This window comes from Lysinibacillus sp. PWR01 (genome assembly GCF_043359455.1).
Lineage (GTDB): Bacteria > Bacillota > Bacilli > Bacillales_A > Planococcaceae > Lysinibacillus > Lysinibacillus fusiformis_F.
Map to the genome: position 1 here is coordinate 1 of NZ_JBHERJ010000015.1, position 16,867 is coordinate 16,867.

Genomic DNA, 16,867 nt, shown 5'->3' on the forward strand with positions numbered 1-16,867 from the left:
AATTCTTTCAACAAAAAGAGAGCTTCAAGACACAGTAATACGCCGTGTATTGGAGGTCGAACATAGTCTAGTGATGATGGCAAAGAGGTCACACCCGTTCCCATACCGAACACGGAAGTTAAGCTCTTTAGCGCCGATGGTAGTTGGGGGCTTCCCCCTGTGAGAGTAGGACGTCGCTAGGCACTTTAAAAAAGCCATGGATTTATTCCATGGCTTTTTTTATTTTGTGAACTATTCATAAAATGATATAATAGACTAAATACTTCCATACAATTTATGGGCAAATTCATTAAACTAGATACATATTGGGTTTAATAATGGAGGAATCACAATGAGGCAGAACATTTTTTCTGCAATTTCGATCTTGAGTCTACTACTCACATTCTTTATGTTTGGTTATGATTCAACGAAATGGTATGGAAACTTTTTTACATTTCTCTATCATGTAAATATGTTTATGCCGTTTATCTTAGGTGGTTTAGGCATCGTCAGTGCCCTATTAGGCATCAAAGGGTATCGTATGGTTCTTGTTGTCCTTCATTTATTCCTACAGCTATTATTTTTTTGTATCTATTTAAAGGCTTTTTATGGTTCATGAGCCTTAATCAAAACTGCGGAGAGAAATCTGCAGTTTTTTCTATTTATTTAAGTTCTTACATACGTCTGTAAGCAACAAAAGGTATAATAAATTAAAAATTAGTTGTGATTTAAAATGTACTGTGGAAAGGAAGAAAAAGTTGGGAAAAAAGCAAATTTGGTATGAGGTACAAGAAAACGAGTCAATCGAGGATTGTTTGGCAAGAATGCGGAAAGACGGCTTTATGGCCATAGGACGAAAAGAAGAGCCTCTTTTTCATATAGTAGATGGCGAACCAGCTTATTTACGGCAGAAAATCCAGTTTAAAGCTATACCTGCTCAAGATATCGAATGAATTTGACTAAAAACCGAACGTTTTTTTTTACATAATAAAAAATGTTCGCATTTTTGCATTGACGATAAGACAATCCCTTGTTAAAATGTGAGAAGGAAAAACAAATAGATCCCACATATATGCTAGAGAATTGGCTCTAGTGTCTCTACCCGGCACCGTAAATGCTGGACTATGCGGGAAAGCACTTTTGGCATATGATGAGAAGGTCGCTGTACAGCTATGTACATGGAGATGTTCTTGTCCTAATAGTCCTCAAGTAAACTGCTTTCACGTGTAATGGTAGAGAGTAGTTTATTTGGGGATTTTCTTTGTAAATAGATAAGAATTGCAGTAGCTATTCAAAATAGTTGCTTGCACAATAAATAATTGATCATTTTTCTATCGTTTAAAAGGAGCGACAATTTATGAATCCGAAAATCGGTGTCATTATGGGTAGTTCAAGTGACTGGGAAACAATGAAACATGCATGTGATATTTTAGATGAATTACAAGTACCGTACGAAAAGAAAGTTGTTTCTGCACATCGTACACCTGATTTAATGTTTGAATATGCAGCGACAGCTCGCGAACGAGGCATTCAAGTAATTATTGCTGGAGCAGGTGGGGCTGCACATTTACCAGGAATGGTGGCAGCTAAAACAACATTACCTGTCATCGGTGTACCAGTTCAATCACGCGCACTTAATGGACTTGATTCACTATTATCCATCGTTCAAATGCCTGGTGGCGTACCTGTAGCAACTGTAGCAATTGGCAAAGCAGGAGCGACAAATGCAGGGTTACTTGCAGCTCAAATTTTGTCAACAACAGATACAGAACTTGCAAATAAATTAGATGCTAGACGAGAAGCAACAAAGCAGCAAGTATTAGAAAGCACAGGTGACTTAGTGTGACGAAGATTATTTATCCTGGACAAACGATAGGTATTATAGGTGGAGGACAACTTGGTCGAATGATGGCGCTTGCTGCAAAGGAGTCTGGTTTTAAAGTGGCTGTTCTTGAGCCAGCAATGGACTCGCCGTGTGGACAGGTAGCTGATATTCGTATTGTAGCTCCATATGATGATGAAGCTGCTTTAGAAGAACTTGCAGAAGTAAGTGATGTTATCACATATGAATTTGAAAATATAGATTATGAAGGCTTAAAGCGTTTATCACAAATGGCTTATGTTCCTCAAGGAGCGGAGTTGGTACGTATTACACAAAACCGTATAACAGAGAAAGAAGCTATTGTGAAAGCTGGTTGCCCAGTAGCACCATATATTGTTGCAAAAACTTATGAAGAATTAGTAGCCAATATTGATTCGATTGGTTATCCTTGTATAGTCAAAACAGCAAGAGGTGGTTATGATGGCAAGGGACAGCAACTTTTAAAATCAACTGAAGATTTACCTTTAGCGAAAGAATTATTCAAGCATTCTCAATGTATTGCAGAAGGATTTGTTCCTTTCGTAAAGGAAGTATCGGTCATTGTTCAAAGAAATGGTCATGGTGAATCGTATTGTCAGCCAGTTGGTGAGAACATTCATGTTCATCATATTCTACACGAGACAATTGTGCCTGCTCGCATAACTGAAAGCACAGCTCAAGCTGCTGAACGAGAAGCTTTAAAAATTGCAGATTACTTACATTTAATAGGAACGCTAGCGGTAGAAATGTTTGTGTTAGAAGATGGTGGCATTGTTATTAATGAATTAGCGCCAAGACCTCATAATTCTGGTCACTATTCAATTGAAGCATGTAATGTTTCACAATTCCATCAGCATATTCGTGCTGTTTGTGGATGGCCATTACGTAAGCCACAACTATGGGCACCATCCATTATGGTCAATGTATTAGGGCAGCATGTCGTGCCACTCAGTAACTCAATTGCTAAATATCCTGAATGGTCTATACATCTTTATGGGAAAGCTGAAGCTAAGGTCAACCGTAAAATGGGCCATGTAACGATTATGACAAAAGACTTAGAAGCAACACTACAACAAATCGAGAGTTCTGGCATTTGGTCAGAATAGAAGGAGATACGCGATGATTGAACGTTACACAAGACCCGAAATGGGCGCAATTTGGACAGAACAAAATAAATACCAAGCATGGCTAGAGGTTGAAATTTTAGCTTGTGAGGCATGGGCAGAGTTAGGTGATATTCCAAAAGAGGATGTTGCTAAAATTCGTGAAAATGCTTCATTTGATGTGAATCGTATATTAGAAATTGAACAAGAAACTCGTCATGACGTTGTAGCCTTTACCCGTGCTGTTTCTGAAACACTTGGTGAAGAGCGTAAATGGGTGCATTATGGTTTAACTTCTACAGACGTAGTAGATACAGCCCTTTCTTATTTAATCAAACAAGCAAATGATATTTTACGTAAAGATATCGTAAATTTCATTGATATTATTGCTGCTAAGGCAAAAGAACATAAACATACAGTTATGATGGGACGCACACATGGTGTTCATGCAGAACCAACAACTTTCGGTTTGAAACTTGGTTTATGGTATGAGGAAATGAAGCGTAACCTTGAACGTTTTGAAGCAGCTGCCAAAGTAATTGAAACAGGGAAAATGTCTGGAGCTGTTGGAACATATGCCAATATCGATCCTCGTGTTGAGCAATATGTTTGCGATAAATTAGGCCTTGCAGCATCACCGATTTCAACACAAACTTTACAGCGTGACCGCCATGCGCAGTATTTAGGTGCATTAGCTTTAATCGCTAGCTCAATTGAAAAATTTGCAACAGAAATTCGCGGGTTACAGAAATCTGAAACACGTGAAGTGGAAGAAGCTTTTGCAAAAGGTCAAAAAGGATCATCAGCAATGCCACATAAACGTAATCCAATCGGTTCGGAAAACATGGTTGGTATGTCTCGTTTAATGCGTGGATATATGGTGACAGCTTATGAAAATGTGGCTTTATGGCATGAACGTGATATTTCGCATTCATCTGCAGAGCGCGTTATTTTACCGGATGCAACAATTACTCTTAACTATATGTTAAATCGCTTCGGTAATATTGTGAAAAACTTAACAGTATTCCCTGAGAACATGAAACGTAATATGGATCGTACATTTGGTCTTATTTATTCTCAACGCATCTTACTAGCATTGATTGACAAAGGATTAGTACGTGAGGAAGCTTATGATACAGTACAACCTTTAGCAATGCAGGCTTGGGACGAGCAAGTTCAGTTCCGTGCAGTAGTTGATGCAAGTGAAAAAATCACATCTTATTTAACGAAAGAAGAGTTGGATGATTGTTTTGATTACAACTACCACTTACAGCACGTTGATATGATTTTTGAACGACTAGGACTTAACTAATATTTATTTAGCCATCTTAAAATAAATGTTAGAGCCACCAGTAAAAGTTTCAGAGTTGAATCGTAGAAATACGGTTCAATTCTGAACATGATTACAAGCGTATCTCATAATATCAGGGGGAAAACGAAATGACTAAAGGTCAACTTTTGTATGAAGGTAAAGCAAAAAAATTGTTCACAACAGAGGAGCCAAATGTGCTACTTGTTGAGTACAAGGATAGTGCAACAGCATTTAATGGTGAAAAGAAAGAGGAAATTGAAGGTAAGGGCATTTTAAATAATCGCATTACTTCATTAATTTTCGAAAAATTACAAGCTAACGGAATTGCGTCACATTTCGTAAAACAATTATCAGATACACAACAACTTGTAAAAAAAGTAGAAATTATTCCGATTGAGGTTGTTGTTCGTAATATCGCTGCTGGAAGTTTAGCAAAACGTCTGGGTCTTGAAGAGGGGACACCTTTAAAACGACCAATCGTTGAATTTTATTATAAAGACGATGAATTAGGCGATCCACTTATTACGACAGAGCATATCGATGTTCTTGAACTTGCCACACCTACTGAAGTAACAGCTATTTATGATGGTGCACTAGCCGTTAACAAAGTGCTACAGCCAATCTTTGCAGATGTCAATGTGACATTGATTGATTTTAAATTAGAGTTTGGTCGTGATTTGGATGGTCATGTATTACTGGCAGATGAAATTTCACCAGATACATGCCGACTTTGGGATGCAACAACAAAGCAAAAGTTAGACAAAGATGTTTTTCGTCGAGACCTTGGTAATTTAACTGAAGTTTATACTATTATACTTTCTAGACTCGGAGGCAAATAACAATGAAAAAAGTAAAAATCTATGTAACATTACGTGAGAGCATTCTTGATCCTCAAGGCTCTGCAGTACAAGGTTCTTTAGCTAAAATGGGCTACGGTGAAGTAGAAGATTTACGTATCGGTAAATATCTTGAACTATCAATTAATGATACAGAACGTGACATTGATACGCTAGTAAAAGAAATGTGTGAAAAGGTTTTAACGAACGTTGTAATTGAAGACTACCGTTACGAAGTCGAGGAGGCTAATTAATCATGAAATTCGCAGTACTCGTATTCCCTGGGTCAAACTGTGATATCGATATGTATCATGCGATTAAAGACGAGCTAGGTGAAGAAGTAGAATATGTATGGCATACAGCAACAGATCTAAGTGGTTTTGATGGCGTATTAGTACCTGGAGGATTCTCCTATGGAGATTATCTTCGTTGTGGTGCAATGGCTAATCAATCTAACATTATGGCAGAAGTTAAGAAAGCAGCAGATGCTGGTAAACCTGTATTAGGTGTATGTAATGGCTTCCAAATCCTAACGGAAGCAGGTTTATTGCCAGGAGCTTTATTGCGCAATAAAAACTTAAAATTTATGTGCCGTACAGTGCAGCTTAAAGTTGAAAACAACAATACATCATTCACAAATCAATATGAGCAAGGTCAAATCATCAATATTCCAATCGCACATGGTGAAGGGAATTACTACTGTGATGAGGAAACTTTACAATCACTAAAAGATAATAATCAAATCGTATTCACATACTCAGGTGACAATCCAAACGGTTCTTTAGAAGATATCGCAGGGATTATAAACGAGCGCGGCAATGTATTAGGGATGATGCCACACCCAGAGCGAGCTGTTGATGCACTGGTGGGCGGCGCAGACGGTCTAGCAGTATTTAAATCAATCGTGAAGCAGTGGAGGGAAAATCATGTCAACAACTAAGTTTGAGCCAACAGCACAGCAAATTAAAGATGAAAAGCTATACGCTGGAATGGGGATGTCAGACGAAGAATTTGCAATGGTAGAAGGTATTTTAGGACGTCTACCTAACTGGACAGAGACAGGTCTTTTCTCAGTAATGTGGTCTGAGCACTGCTCTTACAAAAATTCAAAGCCAGTACTACGTAAATTCCCTACAAAAGGGCCTCAAGTTTTACAAGGACCAGGTGAAGGTGCAGGTATTGTTGATATTGGTGACGAACAAGCAGTAGTGTTTAAAATGGAATCACATAACCATCCATCTGCAATAGAACCTTATCAAGGAGCTGCAACTGGTGTGGGTGGTATTATCCGTGATGTTTTCTCAATGGGTGCACGTCCAATCGCCATGTTAAACTCATTACGCTTTGGTGAATTAAAATCAGCGCGTGGTAAATATCTATTTGAAGAAGTAGTTGCTGGTATTGCAGGGTATGGTAACTGTATCGGAATTCCTACAGTAGGTGGCGAAATTCAATTCGATCCTTGCTATGAAGGTAATCCACTTGTGAATGCTATGTGTGTCGGTTTAATCGACCATAAAGATATTCAACGTGGTATTGCGGCAGGTGTCGGTAATACAGTGATGTACGTTGGTGCGAAAACAGGGCGTGACGGAATTCATGGTGCAACATTTGCCTCTGAGGAATTAACAGAGGAGTCAGAAAACCAACGTCCAGCAGTACAAGTAGGGGACCCATTCATGGAGAAACTTTTACTTGAAGCATGTTTAGAAGTTGTAAAATCTGATGCTTTAGTTGGTATTCAAGATATGGGTGCAGCTGGTCTTACTTCTTCTTCGGCAGAAATGGCTTCAAAGGCTGGTTCTGGTGTAGAAATGAACCTAGACTTAGTGCCTCAGCGTGAGACAGGTATGACAGCGTACGAAATGATGCTATCTGAGTCTCAAGAACGTATGCTATTAGTGGTGAAAAAAGGTCGCGAAGATGAAATTAAAGCGATTTTCGATAAATATGATTTAGATGCTGTAGCAATCGGTCGAGTGACAGATGACAAAATGCTTCGTCTTTTACACAAAGGACAAGTAGTTGCAGAGGTATCTGCAGACGCGTTAGCAGAAGATGCACCTGTTTATCATAAACCATCTGCAGAGCCTGCATACTATGCTCAGTTCCAAGCAATCGAAAACACTGAACCTGTTGTGACAGATTACAAAGAAACATTAAATGCTTTATTAAAAGCACCGACGATTGCTTCTAAAGAGTGGGTATATGATCAATACGATTATCAAGTACGTACATCAACAGTTGTTAAACCAGGCTCTGATGCTGCCGTTATTCGAGTACGTGGCACAAATAAAGGGTTAGCAATGACAACAGACTGTAACTCTCGTTATATCTATTTAGATCCAGAAGTGGGTGGTGCTATCGCGGTAGCCGAAGCAGCTCGTAATATCGTGGCAACTGGTGGTACGCCACTTGCGATTACAGACTGCTTAAACTTTGGTAATCCAGAGAAACCAGAAATCTTCTGGCAAATTGAAAAATCTGCTGATGGTATTTCGGCAGCTTGTACGGCATTAAATGCTCCAGTAATCGGAGGTAACGTTTCTCTTTACAATGAACGTTCAGGCGAAGCGGTGTATCCAACACCGACAATTGGTATGGTTGGTCTTATTGAAGACTTAGCACATGTAACGACACAGGATGTAAAAGCTGCAGGAGATATTATCTTTGTTATTGGTGAGACAAAAACAGAATTTGGTGGTTCAGAGCTTCAAAAACTATTAAATAATGGTGTTATTTCAGGGAAAGCACCAACTATCGACTTAGAAGTTGAAGCGACACGTCAGCAAGCTTTATTAAAGGCGATTAAAGCAGGTCTTGTTCAATCTGCTCATGATGTAGCAGAGGGTGGTCTAGCTGTCGCAATTGCTGAAACAACATTTGGCGCAAACGGTCTTGGTGTGGATGTAACATTAACAGGCTCTGCAACAACTGCGTTATTCAGTGAGAGTCAATCTCGTTTTGTTGTCACTGTTAAAGAAGAAAATGCTGCAGCATTTGTAGAAATCATCAAAGATGCTCAAAAAATTGGTGTCGTAACAAACGATGCACTTGTGAAAATCAACGGGGACAAAGGTGTGCTTGTAGAAGGTACAGTGGAGGAATTCCGTTCTAATTGGAAAGGAGCAATCCCATGCTTGCTGAACTCAGAGGCTTAAACGAAGAATGTGGGGTGTTTGGTATTTGGGGTAACCCAAATCCAGCACACCTTAGCTATTACGGGCTTCATGCTCTTCAACACCGTGGACAAGAAGGTGCTGGAATTGTCGTTTCAGACGGACAGCATCTTCGCGCGGTGAAAGGCGAAGGACTAGTTAATGATGTTTTCAACGAAGATAAATTAAAAGCAGTGAACGGCAAAGCAGCTATTGCGCATGTTCGTTACACGACTGCTGGTGGTGGCGGTATCGAAAACGTACAGCCATTATTATTCCACTCCTCAACTGGTAGCCTTTCAATTGCCCATAACGGTAACTTAGTCAATGCGACACATTTAAAACAATATTTAGAGCGACAAGGTAGTATTTTCCATTCAAGCTCTGATACAGAAGTGTTGGCGCATCTTATTAAGAAAAGCTCGCATTCACCATTCCGTGCGAAGGTGAAAAATGCCCTATCTCTTTTAAAGGGTGCGTATTCTTTCTTAATTATGACAAAGGATGAAATGCTTGTTGCACGTGATCCACATGGTTTACGTCCATTATCTCTTGGAAAGCTAGGAGATGGCTGGGTGGTAGCTTCTGAAACTTGTGCATTTGATTTAATTGGTGCAGAATTCGTTCGTTCGGTAGAACCAGGCGAACTAATCATTATTAACGATGAGGGTGTAAAATCGGATCGTTTTGCTGACATGGAAAAACGTTCGATGTGTGCGATGGAGTATGTTTATTTAGCTCGTCCTGATTCGGATATTGATGGTATTAACGTTCATATGGCACGAAAACGTATGGGTAAACAGCTTGCTCGTGAATGTGCGCATATTGAGGCAGATGTTGTAACGGGTGTTCCCGATTCAAGTATTTCCGCAGCGATTGGTTTTGCAGAAGAAAGTGGAATTCCTTATGAATTAGGTCTTATTAAAAACCGTTATGTTGGGCGTACATTTATTCAGCCGACACAAGAGTTACGTGAACGTGGTGTAAAAATGAAACTTTCACCGGTTGTTCAAGTCGTAAAAGGAAAAAAAGTAGTAATGGTGGATGATTCCATTGTTCGTGGTACAACATCTCGTCGCATTGTCAAAATGTTAAAAGATGCTGGCGCAGCGGAAGTTCACGTTGTGATTTCTTCACCGCCAATGACAGATCCTTGTTATTATGGCATTGATACATCTACGCATGAAGAACTGATTGCTTCTAGTCATAATGTAGATGAAATTCGTGAAGTAATTGGTGCAGATTCTCTGACTTTCCTTTCTGTTGAGGGGATGGTAGAGACTATTGCACGACCGTATGAAGATGAAAACCGAGGACTATGCCTAGCATGCTTTACAGGCAAATATCCAACAGAGATTTTCCCGGATACTATCTTGCCGCATGAAAAAGAATTATTACGTTAAGAAAAACATCGCAACAAATTAGTGTTCTCTAGTAGGTTTTACAGTCATTTCTATCTAGGAAACTTAGGCGACTTGGATGATAAGGAGGAACTCTGCGTGTCAAAGGCATATGAACAAGCAGGTGTAAATATTGAAGCGGGCTATGAAGCCGTAAAACGAATGAAGTCTCATGTTGAACGTACAAACCGTCTAGGTGTAATGGGGACGTTTGGTGGCTTTGGTGGCATGTTTGACTTGTCAGAACTGAATCTTAAAGAACCTGTTCTAATTTCTGGAACAGATGGTGTTGGAACAAAACTAAAACTGGCTTTCATGGTGGACAAGCACGATACAATCGGTGTGGACTGTGTAGCAATGTGTGTAAATGATATTGTTGCACAAGGAGCAGAACCACTTTACTTTTTAGATTACGTAGCGCTTGGAAAAGCAGAGCCTGCAAAAATCGAACAAATTGTCAAAGGCGTTGCAGATGGCTGTGTGCAATCTGGTGCGGCACTAATAGGTGGCGAAACTGCAGAAATGCCTGGTCTTTATGAAGAAGATGAATATGATTTAGCTGGTTTTGCAGTTGGCGCCTGTGAAAAATCTGCCATTGTGACAGGTGAAAAAATCGTAGAAGGCGATGTACTTATTGGGATTGCTTCAAGTGGTGTACATTCAAACGGTTATTCTTTAGTGCGTAAAATTGTCTTTGCAGATCATCAATATGCGGTGGATGCGATTGTAGAAGGCTATGAAGATCTAGGACCAATCGGTGAGGCGCTTCTAGTGCCAACAAAGCTATATGCTAAACCTGTACTAGCAGCTTTAAAGGCAGCAGATGTACATGGTTGTGCACATGTTACAGGTGGAGGTTTCTATGAAAATCTACCACGCATGATGCCAGAAGGACTAGCAACGGAAATCGACTTAGGTTCTTGGCCTGTATTACGTATCTTTGAATTCTTAAAAGATAAAGGGCAGCTAGAAGATAAAGATTTATATAATGTGTTTAACATGGGTATTGGCTTTGTAATCGCTGTGCCAACAACTGAAGCTGATAAAGTAATCGCTGCAGTAGAAGCAAATGGTGAAAAGGCTTATACAATCGGACGTGTTATTAAAGGCGACGGGGTAGTATTTAATGGCTCACATGATGGGAGTTTAGTGTAATGACTGCACCAACAAAAATCGCCGTGTTCGCGTCAGGCAGCGGTAGTAATTTTCAAGCCATTCAAGAGGCCATTGAACGTGGTGAATTACATGCGAAGGTCGAACTTGTGGTCACAGATAAGCCTGGAGCATTTGTAGTAACACGTGCTGAAAACTTTGGGATTGCAGTATTAGCATTAAATCCAAAAGAGTTTACCTCGAAGGCAGCTTATGAAACAGCTATTATCGATGCTTTACATGAGTGCGATGTGAAATGGATTGTGCTTGCAGGTTATATGCGCTTAATCAGTGACGTATTATTAGCAGCCTTTCCACAACGAATTGTGAATATTCACCCCTCCTTATTGCCGGCTTTTCCTGGAAAGGACGCTATTGGACAGGCCATCAATCATGGTGTGAAAATCACAGGTGTAACAGTGCATTTTGTTGATGAAGGAATGGATACTGGACCAATTATCGCTCAGGCAGCGGTACCTGTTATTGAAGGAAATCGTGAAGCAACAGAAGCTGAAATTCACAAGCAAGAGCATCTATTATATACGAAGGCTTTACAGCAATTATTACAGTAACTGAAGAAGGAGTTAGGTCGAGAACCATACTCAACAAGTAAGACCTAACTCTATGAATCTATTGAAGCAAGTCAGTTCGTGGACAGCACGATAAAAATTAGGAGGATATTGTTGTGACAAAACGTGCATTAATCAGTGTTTCCAATAAAGATGGTATTTTAGAATTTGCAAAGGAATTAGTAGCATTAGGTTATGAAATTTTATCAACTGGCGGTACAAAAAAAATGTTACAGGACAATGCAGTAGCTGTAACAGCGGTAGATGAAGTAACGAAGTTTCCTGAAATTTTAGATGGTCGTGTAAAAACATTAAATCCAATGATTCACGGTGGTCTATTAGGAAAATTTGACGATGCGTCTCATCAAGCTCAGATGAATGAGCATGGAATTGAGCCAATTGAGATTGTTTGTGTTAATCTATATCCATTTGTTGAAACAATTTCAAAGCCTAATGTAACTTGGGATGATGCAATTGAAAACATTGATATCGGTGGTCCAACAATGTTACGTTCTGCTGCAAAAAACCATCAATATGTAACAGTAATCGTGGACAGCAATGACTATGCAACAGTATTAGAAGAACTAAAAGTAGACGGCGCAACAACGATTGAAACACGTCGTAAACTAGCTGCGAAAGTTTTCCGTCACACAGCCGCTTATGATTCTTATATCTCAAACTACCTGACTGAAGAAGAGTTCCCAGAGAGCTTAACAATGACATATGAATTAAAGCAAAATTTACGCTATGGCGAAAACCCTCATCAAAAAGCGGCTTTCTACCAAAAGCGTCTTGGCTCTGACTTTTCATTAGCCTATGCTACACAATTACATGGTAAAGAGTTATCTTACAACAATATTCAAGATGGTAATGCAGCATTGCAAATTGTGAAAGAATTTGAAATGCCAGCTGCTGTAGCAGTGAAACATATGAATCCATGTGGTGTTGGCACAGGTGTCACATTAGAGGCAGCTTTCGATAAAGCATATGAAGCAGATCCGACATCAATTTTTGGCGGTATTATCGCATTAAATATGGAAGTGGATGCAGCAACTGCAGAGAAGCTAAGCCATATTTTCCTAGAGATTATTATTGCTCCTGCTTTCTCACAAGAAGCATTAGATATTTTAACGAAAAAGAAAAATATCCGCTTACTAACAATTCCTTTCGAGCAAGCGAAACAAGATTCATTCAATGTAGTATCAGTTGAGGGAGGCCTTCTTGTACAAGAGCCAGATCGCTATGGCTTTGGCAATGCGGATATTAAAGTAGTGACAGATCGTGAACCAACAGAACAAGAATGGGAAGCATTACAACTTGGTTGGTCTGTTGTCAAACATGTGAAATCAAATGCGATTGTTGTAACAGATTCTCAAATGACACTTGGCGTTGGCGCAGGTCAAATGAATCGCGTAGGTGCTGCTAAAATCGCCTTTGAACAAGCTGGAGAAAAAGCAAAAGGTGCTGCATTAGCATCAGATGCATTTTTCCCAATGAGTGATACTGTGGAAGCTGCAGCCGCTGCAGGAATTACAGCAATTATTCAACCAGGTGGTTCGATTAAAGATCAAGATTCCATTGATAAAGCTAATGAATACGGCATTGCTATGGTATTCACAGGCGTACGTCATTTTAAACATTAATTGTTGAAGCATATAGGAAACAAAACAGACCGAGATGTTGGTTCATCTCGGTCTTACTTACAAAGAGGAGGATTCTCTAAAATGAATGTATTAGTAATCGGAAGCGGCGGTCGTGAGCATGCAATCGCTAAACAATTTAGCATCTCTCCATCAGTTAACAACGTATTTGTAGCGCCAGGAAATGATGGGATGCGAGGCGAAGTAGAAGTTGTTGCTATTGATACAATGGATTTCGCAGGTCTCGCTCAATTTGCTAAGGAAAATGATATTGCATTAACATTTGTTGGCCCAGAACAGCCGCTTGCTGAAGGCATTGTCGATTTCTTTACAGCAAGAGGTTTACGTATTTTCGGCCCTACAAAGGCTGCTGCTCAAATAGAAAGCAGTAAATCCTATGCGAAAGAAATTATGAATAAATACAATATTCCTACAGCAGCACATGAAACGTTTACTGAAGCAGAAAAAGCCATAGCCTATATTAAAGAACAAGGGGCGCCTATTGTAATTAAAGCAGATGGTTTAGCGGCTGGTAAGGGCGTTGTTGTGGCAATGACAGAGGAAGAAGCAATTGAAGCTGTAGAGGATATGATTGGGAATCAACGCTTTGGTGAATCTTCTTCACGTGTTGTCATCGAGGAATTTTTAGACGGTGAAGAATTCTCCTTCATGTCCTTTGTACATAAAGGACAAATTTATCCAATGGTTATTGCACAAGACCATAAACGAGCTTATGACGGAGATAAAGGACCAAACACAGGAGGTATGGGTGCTTATTCTCCAGTACCACAAATCTCACAAGAGGTAGTCGATATTGCTTTTCAAACGATTGTAGAACCTACTGTTAAAGGGATGGAGGCAGATGGTGCTTCCTTTACAGGGATTTTATATGCAGGGTTAATTTTAACGAAAAAAGGCCCTCAAGTTATAGAATTTAATGCTCGTTTTGGTGATCCAGAAACGCAAGTTGTATTGCCACGTATGGTTTCAGATTTTGGTGCATTTATGATGGCATTAATGGATGAACAGCCTTTTGATTTACAATGGTCAGAAGAAGTAATGCTTGGTGTAGTCATTGCAACAGAGGGTTATCCAGGAGACGTTGAAAAAGGTGAGTTATTACCAAATTTAGAGGAACTTTCCACATCACATGCAGTTTTCCATGCAGGTACAAAATTAGTAGACGGCCAATTCGTTGGTAACGGTGGTCGTGTACTGTTAGTTGGTGCAAAAGCAGCTACTTTACAAGAAGCACAGGAAAAGGTTTATGAAGGTATTGCAACGGAAACATGGGATCACTTTTTCTTCCGTAAAGATATTGGCTGGCGTACATTGAAGTAATTATTATTTTCACTAAATATTTTTTATCGTCTTTTGAAACCTCTTGTTGTTTCAAAACGTAAGAGGTAAGAGCCGTCTCAATAATAGATTGGGACGGCTCCTTTGACTAAGAAGGATTCTGAGCTTTATTCGTTGAAGAATCGCTACTATTTGAGGAATTTTGAGTTGAAGTGCTGGTGTCAGATTGTTTTGAAGCAGTAGCTTGTGAACCTGAAGAATTGCCAGCTATAGCAGAGGAAAAATCCTTCATGAGCTTATCGATTTGTTCAGAAGACATAGAATTTTGCCCGCTGAACATACTTTGCATAGAGGTGTTCATGGCATTTTGCATATTGGAGCTTAAAATTGCTTTCGTTGGACAATATTTAAAGAGTCCCTCAGCCATTTTCATGGCACCTAATGCAATCATTAATCGACCTTTTGTACAATTAGGATTTCTAGAAACTTTAGCGATACCATATGCGGTCAAACTCGTCCCCATGGCAAAACGACAAAATGCATTCTTTTCGCTTAAATTTGCTTGCTGCATCATCATACTTCCTCCTTTAGTCATTGTGGAAAAAATAAGCGAGGTGCACTTTGCTTTATGAAAGTGCTGTGTTACGATTGAAACAAGATGATTGCATAAAGCATAATTTTTATGAAAATATGCGATTATGCAGTAGTAGTATGTGATTTCAAGTTGGATTTACACAATGAAAAATTACGTAATTTAGGAAGGAGCGAATAGCATGGATCCAGTATGGAAAATAACAAAAATACGTCAGCAATTAGCAGTAATCGATGGGAAAAAGGCACCAGATATCGTGCTGAAGAATGCACGTTATTTGCATAGTATGTTAAAACAATTTGTAGTAGGAAACATTTGGATTTTAGGAGATCGCATTGTCTATGCTGGTGACAGAATGCCTCCTTTATTAGAAGGAACAGAAGTGGTGGATTGTACAGGAAAAACAATTGTTCCAGGCTATATTGAACCACATGTACATCCATTCCAGCTTTATCATCCACAGTCATTTGCAGATTTTTGTGGTCAACTTGGGACAACGACTTTTATTTCGGATAATTTAAGTTTTGTTTTAAATTTAGAAAATAAGAAAGCGTTTTCAATTTTAGAGAGTTTGAAAAAGCTACCATTTTCTTTTTATTGGTGGACTCGCTTTGATTCACAAACTGAATTGGAGCAAGAGGAAGAGGTTTTCTCTAATACCTCTATATTAGAGTGGTTAGAGCGAAGTGATGTCTTGCTTGGTGGAGAGTTGACAGGCTGGCCTAAGCTGTTGCATGGTGACGATCAAATGCTTTATCGTATGCAAATGGCTAAGGGACTGGGTAAAAAAATTGAAGGACATTTCCCAGGAGCTTCAGAAAGAACGTTGGCACGCATGAAACTGCTTGGTGCTGATGGGGATCATGAGGCAATGACAGTGGAAGAGGTAGAGCGTCGCATTATGCAGGGCTATGCTGTAACTTTACGTCATTCTTCCATTCGACCAGATTTACCACATCTACTAAAAGGAATAGTAGAAAAAGAACTTCCGATCTTTGATCATTTAATGATGACAACAGACGGTTCGACACCTTCATTCCATGAGGATGGTGTGATGGATAAATGTATTCAAGTAGCTTTAGATGCAGGGGTATCTCCTATTGATGCTTATCAAATGGCTTCCTATAATGTGGCACGTTATTATAACATGTCCAATTTACATGGTTTTATCGCGACAGGGCGTTTTGCTTCATTGAATATTTTACAAGATGAATATCACCCTGTTCCAGAAAGTGTTTTATCAAAGGGTGTCTGGTTGAAGCGTGATGGGAATCGTGTGCATAGATTAGCGACAATTGATTATTCTGCTATTCCAGCATTAGATTTAGATTTTTCATTAGATTCTCAAGATTTTCAGTTTTCTATGCCGTTTGGAATTCAATTAGTTAATGATGTGATTACAAAGCCTTATAACTCTTTAATTACGAAAGAAGGGCAGTTGGCGAATCATGATGAGTGTTATTTAATGCTAATTAATCGTAAAGGTAACTGGCATGTAAATACAATGATTAAAGGATTTGCAACAGATGTTCAAGGCTTTGCATCCTCTTATTCCAACACAGGTGATATATTGTTAATTGGAAAAAATAAAGAAGATATGATCAAAGCCTTCGAAGAAATGAAGGCAATGAATGGTGGTATTGTTCTTGTTGAAAAAGGTGAAGTGATAGCGGATATCCCATTAACAATTGGTGGACTTTTATATGATGGAGATATACTCACATTAACGGAGAAAGAAAAGGCTTTAAAACAAGCTTTAGCAGATCGAGGCTATCAATTAGGAGATGCGATTTATACACTATTATTTTTACAATCTACTCATTTACCATATATTCGTATAACACCACAAGGGATTTTCGATGTGATGAAGAATAAGTTATTATTACCTGCTGTTATGCGCTAATTGATGAAAGTGTTTCAGTTGTTTAAACAGTTACAGATATGTGTAATTGTTCAAAGGAGAGAT

At 39.2% G+C, this 16,867-nt stretch carries 16 protein-coding genes, 1 rRNA gene and 1 riboswitch; of the genes, 16 read left to right on the forward strand and 1 reads right to left on the reverse strand.

All coding sequences use genetic code 11. The annotated features are described in order from the left end of the window. Positions 1–66 precede the first annotated feature (66 nt). The 15 genes from rrf to purD all read left to right on the forward strand — a co-directional run bounded on the left by rrf (position 67) and on the right by purD (position 14,351). Positions 67–182 (forward strand): 5S ribosomal RNA (gene rrf / locus ACEVFT_RS01605). 149 nt (positions 183–331) lie between these two features. Further along, positions 332–598, forward strand: coding sequence for a hypothetical protein (locus ACEVFT_RS01610; RefSeq protein WP_205445750.1), 267 nt, complete (start codon positions 332–334; stop codon positions 596–598). Between the two features lie 139 nt (positions 599–737). After that, entirely contained in the window at positions 738–932 is a 195-nt protein-coding gene (locus ACEVFT_RS01615) for an NETI motif-containing protein (RefSeq protein WP_205445749.1), read from the forward strand. Between the two features lie 93 nt (positions 933–1,025). Further along, a riboswitch (purine riboswitch) is annotated at positions 1,026–1,124 on the forward strand. Between the two features lie 212 nt (positions 1,125–1,336). Beyond that, positions 1,337–1,825, forward strand: a complete 489-nt coding sequence (gene purE / locus ACEVFT_RS01620; protein WP_205445747.1) for a 5-(carboxyamino)imidazole ribonucleotide mutase — start codon at positions 1,337–1,339, stop codon at positions 1,823–1,825. After that, the gene (gene purK, locus ACEVFT_RS01625; RefSeq protein ID WP_205445745.1) at positions 1,822–2,946 is read left to right on the forward strand and encodes a 5-(carboxyamino)imidazole ribonucleotide synthase; all 1,125 of its coding nucleotides are present in this window, start codon (positions 1,822–1,824) and stop codon (positions 2,944–2,946) included. The genes purE and purK overlap by 4 nt, the downstream gene beginning before the upstream one ends. A 13-nt stretch (positions 2,947–2,959) precedes the next feature. Continuing rightward, positions 2,960–4,255, forward strand: coding sequence for an adenylosuccinate lyase (purB, locus tag ACEVFT_RS01630; protein ID WP_393947767.1), 1,296 nt, complete (start codon positions 2,960–2,962; stop codon positions 4,253–4,255). A gap of 128 nt (positions 4,256–4,383) precedes the next feature. After that, positions 4,384–5,094, forward strand: coding sequence for a phosphoribosylaminoimidazolesuccinocarboxamide synthase (gene purC, locus ACEVFT_RS01635; protein ID WP_393947769.1), 711 nt, complete (start codon positions 4,384–4,386; stop codon positions 5,092–5,094). Between the two features lie 2 nt (positions 5,095–5,096). Continuing rightward, positions 5,097–5,345, forward strand: coding sequence for a phosphoribosylformylglycinamidine synthase subunit PurS (gene purS / locus ACEVFT_RS01640; RefSeq protein ID WP_012292012.1), 249 nt, complete (start codon positions 5,097–5,099; stop codon positions 5,343–5,345). 2 nt (positions 5,346–5,347) lie between these two features. Beyond that, positions 5,348–6,031 (forward strand): phosphoribosylformylglycinamidine synthase subunit PurQ, encoded by a 684-nt coding sequence (purQ, locus tag ACEVFT_RS01645; RefSeq protein ID WP_205445741.1) that lies wholly within the window; start codon positions 5,348–5,350, stop codon positions 6,029–6,031. Continuing rightward, a complete protein-coding gene (gene purL, locus ACEVFT_RS01650) occupies positions 6,018–8,252 on the forward strand; it encodes a phosphoribosylformylglycinamidine synthase subunit PurL (RefSeq protein ID WP_205445739.1) in 2,235 nt (744 codons plus the stop codon). The genes purQ and purL overlap by 14 nt, the downstream gene beginning before the upstream one ends. Beyond that, positions 8,228–9,652, forward strand: a complete 1,425-nt coding sequence (gene purF, locus ACEVFT_RS01655) for an amidophosphoribosyltransferase (RefSeq protein WP_205445737.1) — start codon at positions 8,228–8,230, stop codon at positions 9,650–9,652. The genes purL and purF overlap by 25 nt, the downstream gene beginning before the upstream one ends. Positions 9,653–9,748: 96 nt before the next feature. After that, positions 9,749–10,804: a phosphoribosylformylglycinamidine cyclo-ligase gene (gene purM / locus ACEVFT_RS01660; RefSeq protein WP_205445736.1), complete on the forward strand. Its 1,056-nt coding sequence runs from the start codon at positions 9,749–9,751 to the stop codon at positions 10,802–10,804. Then, positions 10,804–11,373 (forward strand): phosphoribosylglycinamide formyltransferase, encoded by a 570-nt coding sequence (gene purN / locus ACEVFT_RS01665; protein ID WP_393947772.1) that lies wholly within the window; start codon positions 10,804–10,806, stop codon positions 11,371–11,373. The genes purM and purN overlap by 1 nt, the downstream gene beginning before the upstream one ends. A 113-nt stretch (positions 11,374–11,486) precedes the next feature. Then, a complete protein-coding gene (gene purH, locus ACEVFT_RS01670; protein WP_205445733.1) occupies positions 11,487–13,013 on the forward strand; it encodes a bifunctional phosphoribosylaminoimidazolecarboxamide formyltransferase/IMP cyclohydrolase in 1,527 nt (508 codons plus the stop codon). An 81-nt stretch (positions 13,014–13,094) separates the two neighbouring features. Then, the gene (purD, locus tag ACEVFT_RS01675; protein WP_393947773.1) at positions 13,095–14,351 is read left to right on the forward strand and encodes a phosphoribosylamine--glycine ligase; all 1,257 of its coding nucleotides are present in this window, start codon (positions 13,095–13,097) and stop codon (positions 14,349–14,351) included. Positions 14,352–14,457: 106 nt separating this feature from the next. Here purD and ACEVFT_RS01680 read toward each other — a convergent pair whose 3' ends face one another. After that, complete coding sequence (locus tag ACEVFT_RS01680; RefSeq protein WP_243456322.1) at positions 14,458–14,883, reverse strand: YgaP-like transmembrane domain; 426 nt, start codon at positions 14,881–14,883, stop codon at positions 14,458–14,460. Positions 14,884–15,082: 199 nt separating this feature from the next. On the opposite strand from ACEVFT_RS01680, the gene ACEVFT_RS01685 reads away from it, so the two are divergent. After that, positions 15,083–16,804, forward strand: a complete 1,722-nt coding sequence (locus ACEVFT_RS01685) for an adenine deaminase C-terminal domain-containing protein (protein WP_393947775.1) — start codon at positions 15,083–15,085, stop codon at positions 16,802–16,804. Positions 16,805–16,867 lie beyond the last annotated feature (63 nt).